This is a genomic window from Brachybacterium sillae, assembly GCF_025028335.1.
GTDB classification, from domain to species: Bacteria; Actinomycetota; Actinomycetes; order Actinomycetales; family Dermabacteraceae; genus Brachybacterium; species Brachybacterium sillae.
Genome location: NZ_JAFEUW010000001.1, coordinates 345090 through 359007, shown reverse-complemented (window position 1 = coordinate 359007; position 13918 = coordinate 345090). Strand labels below are relative to the sequence as shown.

Annotated in this window: 12 protein-coding genes; 10 read left to right on the top strand and 2 right to left on the bottom strand. The window is 70.2% G+C overall.

Annotated features, from left to right (window positions below):
* Positions 1-37 precede the first annotated feature (37 nt).
* From JSY14_RS01640 to hemW, 5 genes are all read left to right on the top strand, one after another.
* Positions 38-1708 (top strand): circularly permuted type 2 ATP-grasp protein, encoded by a 1671-nt coding sequence (locus tag JSY14_RS01640; protein ID WP_259557017.1) that lies wholly within the window; start codon positions 38-40, stop codon positions 1706-1708.
* Complete coding sequence (locus JSY14_RS01635) at positions 1708-2628, top strand: alpha-E domain-containing protein (protein WP_259557016.1); 921 nt, start codon at positions 1708-1710, stop codon at positions 2626-2628. Before JSY14_RS01640 ends, JSY14_RS01635 begins: the two co-directional genes overlap by 1 nt.
* A 109-nt stretch (positions 2629-2737) precedes the next feature.
* Entirely contained in the window at positions 2738-4606 is a 1869-nt protein-coding gene (gene lepA / locus JSY14_RS01630; protein ID WP_285892239.1) for a translation elongation factor 4, read from the top strand.
* Complete coding sequence (locus JSY14_RS01625; protein WP_259557015.1) at positions 4603-5292, top strand: MOSC domain-containing protein; 690 nt, start codon at positions 4603-4605, stop codon at positions 5290-5292. Before lepA ends, JSY14_RS01625 begins: the two co-directional genes overlap by 4 nt.
* A complete protein-coding gene (gene hemW / locus JSY14_RS01620; protein ID WP_259557014.1) occupies positions 5289-6467 on the top strand; it encodes a radical SAM family heme chaperone HemW in 1179 nt (392 codons plus the stop codon). Before JSY14_RS01625 ends, hemW begins: the two co-directional genes overlap by 4 nt.
* Positions 6468-6544: 77 nt before the next feature.
* Here hemW and JSY14_RS01615 read toward each other — a convergent pair whose 3' ends face one another.
* Together JSY14_RS01615 and JSY14_RS01610 are read right to left on the bottom strand one after the other, a co-directional pair.
* Entirely contained in the window at positions 6545-7426 is an 882-nt protein-coding gene (locus tag JSY14_RS01615; protein WP_259557013.1) for a DUF4870 domain-containing protein, read from the bottom strand.
* A 157-nt stretch (positions 7427-7583) separates the two neighbouring features.
* On the bottom strand, positions 7584-8465 hold the full coding sequence (locus JSY14_RS01610; protein WP_259557012.1) for a DUF3097 domain-containing protein: 882 nt from the start codon (positions 8463-8465) through the stop codon (positions 7584-7586).
* A gap of 180 nt (positions 8466-8645) precedes the next feature.
* Between JSY14_RS01610 and JSY14_RS01605 the strand changes: the two genes are divergently transcribed.
* The 5 genes from JSY14_RS01605 (at position 8646) to JSY14_RS01585 (ending at position 13871) form a co-directional block, all read left to right on the top strand.
* The gene (locus JSY14_RS01605; protein ID WP_259557011.1) at positions 8646-9527 is read left to right on the top strand and encodes a CHAP domain-containing protein; all 882 of its coding nucleotides are present in this window, start codon (positions 8646-8648) and stop codon (positions 9525-9527) included.
* A gap of 238 nt (positions 9528-9765) precedes the next feature.
* Positions 9766-10767 carry a heat-inducible transcriptional repressor HrcA gene (hrcA, locus tag JSY14_RS01600; RefSeq protein ID WP_259557010.1) on the top strand — a complete coding sequence of 334 codons (1002 nt, stop codon included), beginning with the start codon at positions 9766-9768 and terminating at the stop codon, positions 10765-10767.
* Positions 10768-10842: 75 nt separating this feature from the next.
* Positions 10843-11970 carry a molecular chaperone DnaJ gene (dnaJ, locus tag JSY14_RS01595; protein ID WP_259557009.1) on the top strand — a complete coding sequence of 376 codons (1128 nt, stop codon included), beginning with the start codon at positions 10843-10845 and terminating at the stop codon, positions 11968-11970.
* 43 nt (positions 11971-12013) lie between these two features.
* Positions 12014-12805, top strand: a complete 792-nt coding sequence (locus JSY14_RS01590; RefSeq protein WP_259557008.1) for a 16S rRNA (uracil(1498)-N(3))-methyltransferase — start codon at positions 12014-12016, stop codon at positions 12803-12805.
* Position 12806: 1 nt separating this feature from the next.
* Entirely contained in the window at positions 12807-13871 is a 1065-nt protein-coding gene (locus JSY14_RS01585; RefSeq protein ID WP_259557007.1) for a nucleoside hydrolase, read from the top strand.
* Positions 13872-13918: the final 47 nt, after the last annotated feature.

Sequence of the window (13918 nt, the reverse complement as noted above, 5' to 3'; positions counted from 1 at the left end):
TGAGCCCGCGACGGGGGATGCGCTTAGATTGGGGGGCATGTCAGGCGCGTCACTGTTCAGCGGATATGAGCCCGGTGGTGACGGCGACGAGATGATCGCCGCCGACGGCACCGTGCGTGAGACCTACGCCGGCCTCCACGCCGGTCTCACCGACCTCGGCGTCGAGGAGTTCGGGGCCCGCTCGGAATCGCTCGCCCGCTCCTACCTCGCGCAGGGCGTGACCTTCGACTACGCCGGGGAGGAACGGCCGTTCCCGATCGACGCAGTACCGCGGGTGATCGCCCCCGAGGAATGGGCACGGGTGTCGGTCGGCATCGCGCAGCGGGTGAGGGCACTCGAGGCGTTCCTGGACGACCTCTACACCGAGCAGAGGGCCATCGGCGACGGCGTCGTCCCCGCGGAACTCGTGAGTTCCTCCACCTATGTGGTCGAGGCGATGCGCGGCTACCGGCCGCCGAACGGTGTGCGCATCCACATCTCCGGGATCGACCTGGTGCGCGACGGCTCCGGCGGTTTCCGGGTGCTGGAGGACAACGTGCGCACCCCCAGCGGCGTCAGTTACGTGCTGTCGAACCGCCGCGCCATGACGCAGACCTTCCCGGAGCTGTTCGCCCGCTACAGCGTCCGCCGGGTCGACGAATACCCGGGCCGGCTGCTGCGGGCGCTGGAGGCCGCCGCCCCGGAGAGCGCCGGAGGGGACCCGACGGTCGTGGTGCTCACCCCCGGCCGCTACAACAGCGCCTACTTCGAGCACTCCCTCCTGGCCCGCACCATGGGCGTCGAACTGGTCGAGGGCAGCGACCTGGTGGTCCGCAACGACCGCGTCTACATGCGCACCACCGCCGGTCTGCAGCGCGTCGACGTGATCTACAAGCGCACCGACGACGACTTCCTCGACCCGGAGGTGTTCCGGCCCGACTCCATGCTCGGGGTGCCGGGCCTGATCCGGGCGGTGCTCGCCGGGACCGTGGTGCTCGCCAACGCCGTGGGCAACGGCATCGCCGACGACAAGCTCACCTACACCTACGTGCCGGACCTCATCCGCTACTACCTGCGGGAGGAACCGGTGCTGCCGAACGTCGACACCTGGCGCCTGGAGGAGGACCATGCCCGCGAGGAGGTCCTCGACCGCCTCGAGGAACTGGTCGTGAAGCCGGTCGACGGCTCCGGCGGCAAGGGCATCGTCATCGGCCCCCGCGCCACCCGCGCCGAACTCGACGAGCTGCGGGCCCGGTTGGTGGCCGATCCGCGCGGCTGGATCGCCAAGCCGATCGTGCAGCTGTCCACCATCCCCACCCTGGTGGAGGACGGGCCCGAACCCCGTCATGTGGACCTGCGGCCCTTCGCGCTGAACGACGGGGAGGACGTGTGGGTGCTGCCCGGGGGACTGACGCGGGTGGCGCTGCCGCGCGGCGAGATGATCGTGAACTCCTCCCGCGGCGGCGGGTCGAAGGACACCTGGGTGCTGGCGGGGGAGCGGCCCACGCTGGTGCAGGTGCCGACCCCCACCGGGGTGATCTCGCGCGTCGATGCCGCCGGCACCGATGAGCAGCTCGAGGATGGCGACATGGACCGCGACGACGAGCGTCTCGCTGAACCCGCACCCATCACCGCCGCGATCCCCATGATCGTGGTGGAGCAGCCGGTCGACGGCGCCACCGACCAGCACGCCACCGACCCGCACCCCACCGACGAGGAGGCCCGCTGATGCTGTCCCGGATCGCCGACTCGCTGTACTGGATCGGCCGGTACGTCGAGCGGGCCGACCAGACCGCCCGCATCCTCGACGTCGACCTGCAGGTGCTCGCGGAGGACGCCACCCGTCCCGCCGAGGACCGGCTGCAGGAGATCCACCGCATGTTCGGCCGCCCCGCGGCGGCAGCGGAGGACCTCACCGCCCAGCGGACCCTCGACCTGTTGGCCACCGACCGCTCCAACCCGTCGTCGGTCGCCGGGTCGCTGCTGGTGGCGCGGGAGAACGCCCGCGGTGCCCGCGAGGTCCTCTCCACCGAGGTGTGGGAGGCCCTGAACACCACGCGCCTGGAGCTGCCGCGCACCGTCCACCCCTCGCGGATGCACGCGTTCTTCCGCTGGTCGAAGGACCGCTGCGCCGTGATCAACGGCCTGGTGGAGGCGTCGATGGTCCGCGATGAGGCGTGGCTGTTCCTGCGGATCGGGCAGCTCATCGAACGGATCGACATGATCTCCCGCATCCTGCAGGCCCACGACCTGGAGGACACCGACGACGGCGCGGTCGCCGTGCTGCTGCGCACCTGCAGCGCCCATGAGGCCTTCATCCGCGCCTACCGCGGGCAGGTCAGCGCCGCCCGGGCCACCGAGTTCCTGCTGCTGGACTCCCTGTTCCCCCGCTCCATCGCGCACTGCCTGGCGGAACTGGAGACCGCCCTGGAGACCCTCGCCCGGCTGCACGGCACCGCCTTCGACCGGCTCGGCACCGAGGACCCGGCGCGGCGCGCCGTCGGCGCCGCCCTGGCGAGCCTGCGCTACCGGCGCCTGGGGGAGGTCACGGGCAACCTGCAGGACGAGATGGAGCACCTGCAGACCGCCATGCGGTGGATCTCCGGCGCCCTCGACACCCAGTACTTCTCCCCGCAGCAGGGGGGATGAGCCCCACCCGGCCCCTGTCGGAGGCGATGCCCGGCACCGGCGCGTGAGACGATGGGGGACGCCGTGCGCACCCGCGCGGCGCGACCCCGTGAGGAAAGGATCCCGACCGGTGCCGAGGATCGCCGCTGCGGACGCGCTGGACATCCAGCCGGCGTCCACCCCCGTCGACCGCCTGCGCAATTTCTGCATCATCGCGCACATCGACCACGGCAAGTCGACCCTCGCCGACCGGATGCTGCAGCTCACCGGGGTCGTGGATGAGCGGGCCATGCGCGCCCAGTACCTCGACCGCATGGACATCGAGCGCGAACGCGGCATCACCGTCAAGAGCCAGGCGGTGCGCATGCCCTGGCAGGTCGACGGCGTGAACTACGCGCTGGACATGATCGACACCCCGGGCCACGTCGACTTCACCTACGAGGTCTCCCGCTCCCTCGCCGCCTGCGAGGGCGCGATCCTGCTGGTGGACGCCGCCCAGGGCATCGAGGCGCAGACCCTGGCGAACCTGTACCTGGCGATGGAGAACGACCTCACCATCATCCCGGTGCTCAACAAGATCGACCTGCCGGCCGCGGACCCCGAGAAGTACGCCGCGGAGATCGGCCAGCTCGTCGGCGTCGACCCCTCCGAGGTGCTGCGGGTCTCCGGCAAGACCGGTGTCGGAGTGCCGGAGCTGCTCGACCATGTGGTGCGCACCCTGCCCGCCCCGCACGGGGAGGCGGATGCCCCCTGCCGCGCCATGATCTTCGACTCCGTCTACGACACGTATCGGGGTGTCGTCACGTATGTCCGCGTCGTCGACGGGAAGCTCAACCCGCGTGAGCGCATCCAGATGATGTCCACCGGTGCCCAGCATGACCTGCTGGAGATCGGTGTGATCTCCCCGGAACCGAGCCCCACGCAGGGCCTCGGCGTCGGGGAGGTCGGGTACCTCATCACCGGGGTGAAGGATGTCCGCCAGTCGAAGGTTGGTGACACCGTCACCACCGCCCTGCGCGGTGCCACGGCTCCGCTCGCCGGGTACTCGGATCCGAAGCCGATGGTGTTCTCCGGCCTGTTCCCCATCGATGGTTCGGACTACCCGGATCTGCGGGACGCGCTGGACAAGCTGAAGCTGAACGACGCCGCCCTGAACTATGAGCCGGAGACGTCCACCGCGCTCGGGTTCGGGTTCCGCGTCGGCTTCCTGGGGCTGCTGCATCTGGAGATCGTGCGCGAGCGTCTGGAGCGGGAGTTCAACCTCGATCTGATCGCCACCGCCCCGTCGGTGGTGTATCAGGTGACGATGGAGGACGGCACCGAGATCGAGGTGCTCAACCCCTCGGACTTCCCCGAGGGGAAGGTCCGTGAGATCCGCGAACCCGTCTCCCGCGCCACCATCCTCGTGCCCAGCGACTACGTGGGCACGGTCATGGAGCTGTGTCAGACCAAGCGCGGGCAGTTGCTCGGCATGGACTACCTCTCCGAGGACCGCGTCGAGCTGCGGTACACGCTGCCGCTGGCGGAGATCGTGTTCGACTTCTTCGACCAGCTGAAGTCCCGCACCAAGGGATACGCCTCGCTCGACTACGACGTGCAGGGTGAGCAGGCGGCTGACCTGGTGAAGGTCGACATGCTGCTGCAGGGTGAGCCGGTGGACGCCTTCAGTGCGATCGTGCACCGCGACAAGGCGTACACCTACGGCGTCGAGATGGCCGGGAAGCTGAAGAACCTCATCCCGCGCCAGCAGTTCGAGGTGCCGATCCAGGCGGCGATCGGGTCGCGGATCATCGCCCGCGAGAACATCCGCGCGATCCGCAAGGACGTGCTGTCCAAGTGCTACGGCGGCGACATCTCCCGCAAGCGGAAACTGCTGGAGAAGCAGAAGGAGGGCAAGAAGCGCATGAAGGCGATCGGCTCCGTCGAGGTGCCGCAGGAAGCCTTCATCGCGGCGCTCTCCTCCGACGATTCCGGCGCCAGGGACGGCAAGAAGAAGTGACCCGTCCGGTCGTCGCGGCAGTGTGCCTTCCCTCGTCAGTGTTCATGGCGCAGACCACCGGGATTCGCTCGGGCATCGACAAGCGGCCGGTCTGCGGCCGCGTCGAGATCGGTCGCCTGGGCCTGCAGGGCGACTATCAAGGCGATACCTCCCACCACGGAGGCCTATTCAAGGCGGTGTACTGCGTATCGCGAGAGATGCGCGAGGACATCGCTCGTCAGGAGGGCCGTACCCTTCCGGACGGTGCGTTCGGGGAGAATCTCGTGACCGTCGGGATTGATACCGACGAGGTGCTCGTCGGACAGCGGTGGCGTGTGGGCGGTGCCGTGCTGGAGGCGACGTGTCGCCGCGATCCGTGTCAGACCTTCGCCGACTGGATGGGCGATCCCGGGTGGCCGCGTCGCTTCCGGTCGGGCGGGCGCAGCGGGGCCTATTTCCGAGTCATCGAGCCGGGGTCGGTACAGGCCGGGGACCCGATTGAGGTCCTCACAGTTCCCGACCACGGAGTGAGCATCGGGCAGACGTTCCGCGGGCTGCAGGCTCACCAGGCGCGAGCTCTCCTCGACTGGGCGGTCGAGACTACGACGGTGTTGTATGAGTCCCAGGTGCGCAGCTGCCTGACGATTCTGGATCGACAGGGCCAGCCGACCACCTTCCCCGCCGCCCTGCGGAGCACCGGACGGTGAGACCGACGTCGCCGACTCCCGCGGACCGCCCCGATCTGGCCGTCTACATCCACGTCCCGTTCTGTGCCGTGCGATGCGGGTACTGCGACTTCAACACGTACACCGCCACGGAGCTCGGCGGTGGTGGCTCCCAGGCCGAGTACCCCGCCCACGCGATGCGCGAGATGGACCTGACCCTCGCCGACGACGCCGCCCATGGCGTCGCGTATGAGCGCGTCTCCACCGTGTTCTTCGGCGGCGGCACCCCGACCCTGCTGCCCGCCGGGGAGCTGGTGGCGATGCTGAGGCACCTGCGGTCCCTGATCCCGTGGGCGGATGACGCCGAAGTGACGACCGAGGCGAACCCGGACTCGGTGACCCGTGCCTCCCTCGAGGAGCTCGCCGCGGGCGGCATCACGCGGGTCTCCTTCGGTATGCAGTCGGCGGTGCCGTCGGTACTGCGCACGCTGGACCGCACCCATGATCCCGAGCGGGTGCCGCAGGTCGTCCAGTGGGCAAAGGACGCCGGTCTCGACGTGTCCCTCGACCTCATCTACGGCACCCCGGGGGAGACCCTCGCCGATGTAGAGCGATCGGTGCGAGCGGCCCTGGCCTGCGGCATCGACCACCTCTCCGCCTATTCCCTGATCATCGAGGGCAACACCGCCATGGCCCGGCAGCTGCGGCGCGGGGAGATCGCCGAACCCGATCCGGACGTCATGGCCGATGCCTACGAGCTCATCGACGATCTCGCCGCGGCGGACGGACTGAGCTGGTACGAGGTGTCCAACTGGGCGCGCGGGGAACGACACCGCTCCCGGCACAACCTCGCCTACTGGCGGGGAACCGACTGGTGGGGGATCGGGCCGGGTGCGCACCGGCATCGACGCGGCCTGCGCGCCTGGAACGTGAAACATCCCAGCCGCTACGCCCAGCGGATCGCCGCGGGGCAGCTCCCGAGGCAGGACGAGGAGCACACCACCGCGGAGGAACAGCGCACCGAACGGGTGATGCTCGGACTGCGGATCGTCGACGGGCTCCCCGTGGAGGACGTCCCCGAACAGGGCCGCGCCGCGATCGAGCTGCACCGGGAGCGGGGCCACCTGGAACCCGCGGCCCTCGCCGACGGACGCCTGGTGCTCACCCGCTCCGGCCGCTTGCTGGCCGACGCCGTTGTGCGGGACCTGCTCGCCTGACCCCGACGAGCGAACCCCGGCCACCCGAGGGGGCGGCCGGGGTCCGGCAGGTCGAGGGGTCGGGCGGACCGATGGTGTCAGCGGAACAACCGCAGGTTCACCGGGTAGGGCCACCACTCGCGGTTGTTCGCCTTCACCGCACCGATGATCGCGAAGATCACCTGCACCAGCGGGATCACCCCGACCAGCATCATCGCGGGCGTGCCCAGGCCGAGCGTCACCACCGAGAAGATGCCGGTGGCGATGATGGCCACGAAGGTGAGGGCCGCGGTGGCGATCGAGCTGGACAGGGCCTCGGCCGCATTGAACCGCACGAAACGGTTGCGGTCCTTGTACATGAGGAAGATGATCAGCGGGCCCAGCCACTGCAGCGTCCCGAAACTGATCAGAGCCCCGATCACGACCGAGAGATGCGCGAACAGCGCCCACATGGTCGCGTCCGAGTCGGAGACGGACTGACCGGTGATCGGACCGGTGTAGACACCGGCGGTCCCGGGCGGCGGCGTGTCGGACCAGGAACCGGCCTGCCCACCGAACGGGGTCTGACCGTCCGTGGCCTGTCCGCCGAACGGAGCGGAGTAACCCTGCTGGCCGGAGCCCTGCGCACCGTACTGCGACTGTCCGTACGCGGACTGCTGCTGGCCGAACGGTTGCTGACCATAGGCGTTCTGCGCCTGGCCTGAGGACTGCTGGCCGTAGGGGTCCTGGGCTGACCCGTAGGACGGCTGATCGTACGACTGCTGCCCGTACCCGTTCTGCTGCTGCCCGTACCCGGCGCTGCTCTGCTGCTGGTGACCACTGCCGGACTGGGATTGCCACTGGGCCCCATCGCTCTGGAACTGCGTCGAGCCCCCAGCGCTCTGGGACTGTGACTGGTCGGGGACGGGCGAGAACGGCGTGGAGCCTTCCGCGAGCGGTCCGCGGGGCGGCTCGGGCGCGGAGGAGGGCGTGTCGGTCATGGTCTGCTCCCTTCGAGGGCCGTCGGCGACGACCGGTGTGGACACGTCGAGCCTACGGTCCCGCACCCAGGGCGCGCCTCCGTCCACAGTCGATGGCCGTCTCCACCGAGGGGTGGACGGGCGCACCCGCCGAGCGGGAACGCGAGGACGCGGCGTGTCACCCCTCCGGGGCGGTGACGAAATCGATCAGCTCCTCGATCCGGCCCGACAAGGAGGGCTCCACGTCGGCGTAGGACCGGACCGTGCTGAGGATCCGCTGCCACCCCTCGGCGATGTCGGCCTGACCGGCGTGCGGCCAGCCCAGCGCCCGCAGCGTCCCGACCTTGATGTCCTGGCCCTTGGGGACGTGAGGCCACTGCTCCAGACCCACCCGTGCCGGTCGCACGGCCTGCCACACATCCACGTAGGGATGTCCGAGCACCAGCACGTTCCCGCGGGCGCCGGGCACCGCCATCGCCTGTTGCGCCAGTCGGGTCTCCTTCGATCCGGCCACCAGATGGTCCACCAGGATCCCCAGGCGCCGGCCGGGCCCGGGCGCGAAATCCTGCACCCGTTCGGGGAGGTTGTCGGCACCGTCGAGCATCTCCACCACCACGCCCTCGATGCGCAGATCGTGGCCCCACACCTTCTGCACCAGCTCGGCATCGTGGCGGCCCTCCACCCAGATGCGGGACGCCCGCGCGGTGCGGGCCCGGGCGCCCTCCACATACACGCTGCCGCTGGCGCTGCGCTTCGCCACCGGGCGCGTGGCGGCGCGGCGGGGCGGCACCAGCACCACCGGCTTGCCGTCGATGAGGAACCCAGGGCCGAGGGGGAAGCTGCGTCGGCGACCACGGCCGTCCTCGAGCTCCACCAGCACACCACCGGGGGACTTCTCCAACCGCACCACCGCCCCGCAGAACCCGGTGCTCGCGTCCTCGACGACGAGGTCCCGGGCCACCGGCACCTCGGTCGCGGCGGGGCGTCGACGGTGATGGGCCGGGGGAGCGGAGCTGAGGACGTCGTGCCCGTAACGGTCGGGGAAGCTCGGAGGGGTCACCCGTGGGAACGTAGCGCACCCCGGCCCTGCCCGATCCGACCGACACACATGCCGGGGGTTCCCCGTCCATGGGGACTTCTCACCATCGCACGCGGGACGTGCCCTGGGACACACTGTGCGCGCCGAACCCCGGTGCGAGCTCGTCCCGAGCCGATCCCGTCCCATTCTCAGGAGAGAACCATGGCCCTGTCGCTGTCCTCCGTCTCCCGCCGCGCCGCCGCCTTCGTGGGTGGTGGCCTGATCGCCGCGTCCCTCGCCGTGGGCGGGGCCTCCGCCTCGCAGGCGGCCGCCTCCCACTACAACACCGACCCCTACGCGACCGGATGCGCCGACAGCGCCCGCGTCATCGCCACCAAGACCGTCAGCGGCGGCACCGCCACCATCAAGCGCTCGAACGTGTGCGGCACCAACTGGATCGAGTACCGCGGGATCGCCCAGACCACGTACAAGCGCGGGTACGACTCCGGGACGGGCAAGTACACCCAGATGGAGATCGACAAGGGCGGCTACGCCTACTCGATGCAGTCCTTCGCGCCGTACCCGACCAAGTTCACCGGCGTCATCAGCATCAACGGCACCACCTGGGCGGGCTCCTGCACCGGCGAGACCTGCTCCTGGACGGTGACCGGTGGTTCTTCCACTCCGGCGCCCTCGACCACCCTGTCGGCGAAGGTCGACGCCTTCGTGGCGAAGTACAACGGCAAGTACGTCGACTTCGACGGGTACTACGGGGCCCAGTGTGCGGACCTCGCGCAGCAGTACGCCCGCGAGGTCGTGGGGGCCTCCCGGTTCTCCTCGCCGGTCACCGGCGGCGCCCAGGACTACTGGACCCACTACGACACCTCGAAGTTCACCCGCGTCTCCGCCGGCAGCACTCCGCGCAAGGGTGACGTCGCGGTGTGGCGAGGCGCCGAGTGGAACAGCCCCAAGTACGGTCACGTGGCGATCGTCCTGGCGGACAACGGCTCCAGCATCAAGGTCCTGAGCCAGAACCCCGGCGCCACCAAGATCACCACCATCACCAAGAGCGATCTGCTCGGATACCTCCGCCCCGTCGGCTGATGTCCGCAGTCGCGATCATTCGCCACTGACAGGCCGCCATGCCCGTCGCTTCCGCCGTCACGGCGCGGGGCGACGGGCATGGTGTGTTCCGGGCCGCTGCGTCCGCGAGCTCCGGGGCCGAGAGCTCCGGAGCCGGGCCTCCTCCCTCACAGTGAACGCGTCGGTCCGTCCGCGTCGGCGTCACCTCGCTAGACTTGGCACTCGCAAGCTCGGAGTGCCAGGCCTCGGGAGGTGAACCGTGGACGCCCGGAAGCTGCAGATCCTCGGCGCCATCGTCGAGGATTACGTCGCCACCAGGGCGCCCGTCGGCTCGAAATCCCTGCTGGAGCGCCACAACCTGGGGGTCTCCGCCGCGACCGTCCGCAACGACATGTCGGTGCTGGAGGAGGAGGGCCTGATCGCCCAGCCCCACACCTCGGCCGGGCGCGTCCCCACTGACAAGGGCTACCGCACCTTCGTCGATCATGTCGCCCGCGTGAAGCCGCTCTCCGCCCCGGAACGCCGCGCCATCCAGTCCTTCCTGGAACAGGCGGGGGATCTCGACGATCTTCTCGGGCGCACCGTGCGGCTGCTCGCCCAGCTCACCCACCAGGTGGCGCTGGTGCAGTATCCGGTGCGCCGTCAGGCACGGGTGCGCCATGTGGAGCTGGTGAAGGTCGCCGAGACGATGCTGCTGGTCGTCCTCATCACCGAGGCCGGACGGGTGGACCAGCGCACCATCCCGCTGCTGCATCCCCGACCGGCAGAGTTCTACGAGTCCCTGCGCGACCGCCTCAACGCCGGTTCGGTGGGGGAGCAGGTCACCGACCTCGCGCCGCGCCTGGCGGACCTGCCCGCCGAGCACGAGCCTGCCGACCGTGCTGCCGTCGACGAGGTGCTGGATGCCGTGCGCGCCCTCGTGGAGGCTCGCGCCGAGGAAAGGTTCGTCGTCGCGGGCACCGGAAATCTCGCCCGCAGCGCCGAGGACTTCTCCCGGGACGTGCAACCGCTGCTGGACGTGCTGGAGGAACAGATCGTCATCCTGCGGCTGCTGTCGGAGCTGAACGGCGAGCCCGGCACCGTGGAGGTGCGCATCGGCCAGGAGATCCCCGATGCCTCCCTCGCCCAGGCGGCGCTGGTCGGAGCGGGATACGGAGCCGGTTCGCAGATCGCGATCCTCGGCCCCACCCGTATGGACTACGTCACCGGTATCAGCACCGTGCAGGCGGTCGCCCGGTATGCGGCCCGCTTCCTCGAATAGCCTCGGCGGCGGCCCGGCGCGGCCCGCCCCACTGCACTCCGCCCCCATCCCTCGACGACAAGGAACCGACCCGTCGTGACCGACGACTACTACGAGCTTCTCGGCGTCTCCCGTGACGCCTCCACCGAGGAGATCAAGAAGGCGTACCGCAAGAAGGCCCGCTCACTGCACCCCGATGTGAACCCGTCCGCGGAGGCGGCCGAGGAGTACAAGAAGGTCTCCGCCGCCTACGAGACGCTCACCAACCCGGAGAAGCGCCGCATGTACGACATGGGTGGCGGCCCCGACATGGGTGGGATGGGCGGCTTCGGCGGGGGCGCCGCCGGCTTCGACTTCGGGGACATCTTCGACATGTTCACCGGGGGAATGCGCGGGCGCGCCCAGGGCCCGGTGCCGCGGCAGCGGCGCGGCGGTGACCAGTTGCAGCAGCTGCGCATCGAGCTGCGCGACGTCGTGTTCGGCGCCGAGAAGCAGATCTCGTACACCACCGCGGTGCTCTGCGGCACCTGCCAGGGAAGCTGCTGCGCCCCCGGCACGTCCCCCACCCGGTGCACCCAGTGCCAGGGCACCGGTCACGTGCAGCGGGTGACCCAGTCGCTGCTGGGGCAGATGGTCACCATGTCCCCCTGTCCCGTCTGTGAGGGCCACGGCGACGTCATCGACTCCCCCTGCACCACGTGCTCCGGCCACGGTCGCGTGATCGAGGAGCGCACCCTGACGGTGAAGATCCCCGCCGGCGTCGAGAACGGCACCCGCATCCAGCTGCGCTCCCAGGGCGAGGTCGGGGAGGCCGGTGGTCCGTCCGGTGACCTCTTCGTGGAGCTGTCCGTCGCGGACGATCCGCACTTCGTGCGCGACGGCGACGACCTCGTCACCCGCGTGCGCATCCCCATGACCAGCGCCGCCCTCGGCACCACGATTCCGCTGACCACCTTCGATGGGGAGCGTGACCTGGAGCTCGAGCCCGGTGTCCAGCCGGGTGAGCAGCTCACCCTCAAGGGTCTCGGCGTGACGCCCCTGCGCCGGGAGAAGCGCGGAGATCTGCGGGTGATCGTCGATGTCGTGGTGCCCACCAAGCTCTCCGAGGAACAGCGGCAGATCCTCGAGCGGTTCGCCGAGGCGCGCCCCGAGGAGAAGCACGGACAGGTGCGGCAGGGCTCGCAGGGTGTCTTCGGGCGCCTGCGCGACGCCTTCCGCGGCTGACCGCTCCCCGACACCTCTGTCCGTCGACCGGCCAGGAGACCCCGTGCCCACCACCCCGCCGCAGTTCCTCCTGCTCGAGGGATCCCTCCGGGACCTGCGCGAGGGCTCCGTGGTGGAGCTGCGCGGAGACGAGGGCCGGCATGCCGCGAAGGTCGCCCGGATCGGCACCGGGGAGCAGGTGCTGTTGACCGACGCCGATGGGAGCCAGGTGCGCTGCCAGGTGGAGGCCACCGGGAAGGAGCACCTGCAGCTGCGATTGCTGTCCGACCCGAGTGAGCCGCTGCGGCGGCGACCGCGCCTCGCCCTCGTGCAGGCCCTCGCCACCGGGGGTCGTGATGAGCAGGCCGTGGAAGCCGCGACCGAGCTCGGGGTCGACCGGGTGACGCCGTGGATCGCCGATCGGTCCGTGTCGGTGTGGAAGGGAGAGAAGCTCGCCAAGGGCCGTGCCAAGTGGCGCGCCACCGTGCACGCCGCGGTGAAGCAGTGCCGCAGGCCCGGTATCCCCGCCGTGGACGAGGCCCTCACCAGCCGGGCACTCGCCGAGGAGATCGCCGCGCGGGTCTCCGACGGCGGTGTCGTGCTGGTGCTCCACGAACAGGAGTCCGCCCGGATCAGCACCGTCCTGCCGCAGCTGCGGGAGCGGGTCGATGCCGCAGACCTGCCGGAGGTGACCGTCGTCGTCGGTCCCGAGGGAGGCATCACCGAGGATGAGCTCACCGCCTTCCGGGAGGCAGGCTCCCGGTCCGTGCTGCTCGGCCCGGAGGTGCTGCGCTCCTCCACCGCCGGGCCGGCGGCCATCGCCGCGCTGAGCCTGGCCCTGGGGCGCTGGGACTGACGTGCTCCGCGCGACGACCGCCGCCTCGCGTCTTCCGGTGCTGCTCGACTGTGACACCGGCATCGACGATGCACTCGCCCTGACTTACCTGGCATGCCGCCGGGAGGTGGAGCTGCTCGGTGTCGTCTCCACCGGCGGCAACGTGCCGGTCGATGTGGTTCACCGCAACAACCGCGTGCTCTGCAGGCTCCTCGGCCTGGGTGGCGTGCCGGTCGCACGTGGCGCCGATGCACCGCTGGTCGAACCCCCGATGTATGCCGACGACACCCACGGGCCCGGCGGCCTCGGATACGCCCGACTGCCGGAGTCTCCACGGACCGCCAGTGACGGGGGCGCAGACTCCGAGGCACGTGGCAGCGGCCTCGGACGTCCAGGCGGTGGCGATCCCGACGGCTGGGACGGCGCCCGGCTATGGGTCGAGCTCGCCCGCGCCCATCCAGGCCAGCTGGTCGGAATCGTTCTCGGACCCCACACCAACCTCGCGCGGGCCCTCACCCTCGAACCGGAATTGCCGCGGCTGCTGCGTCGCCTGCACATCATGGGCGGGGCGATCCATCATCGCGGGAACACCGGTCCCACCAGCGAATGGAACATCGCCGTGGATCCGGAGGCCGCCCAGCAGGTGCTCGCAGCCTTCGCCAGCGCCCCCCAGCTTCCCGTCCTCGGGCCCCTCGATGCCACCGAGCAGATCGTCTTCACCGAGCAGACGGTCGCGTCTGTCGCGGCTCTCGGTGACCACCCGGTGGTGCCGATCCTCGGTGATGCGCTGCGCTGGTACGTCGACTTTCATGAGGCCGACGGTTTCGGCCGCATCTGCCACGTCCACGATCCCTTCGTCACCGCCCATGCCGTCGAGAGCCACCTCGATTCCGCGGGGGCGCAGAGATTCGCCAGCACCAGCCCCTTGGCGGTCGATGTGGAACTGGTCGGAACCCTCACGCGCGGGCAGACCGTCGGAGACCCGCTCGGACGTTGGGGACGACCGCCGACCGTCGAGGTGCTCCGAGACGTGGATGCCGACGCGGTCATCGAACATCTGCTCGAGGTGCTCGGCCACCTGGGGTGAGGCCCGACATGGTGCCGAACTCAGGGGGCGGGTCGGAGGTCTCGCGG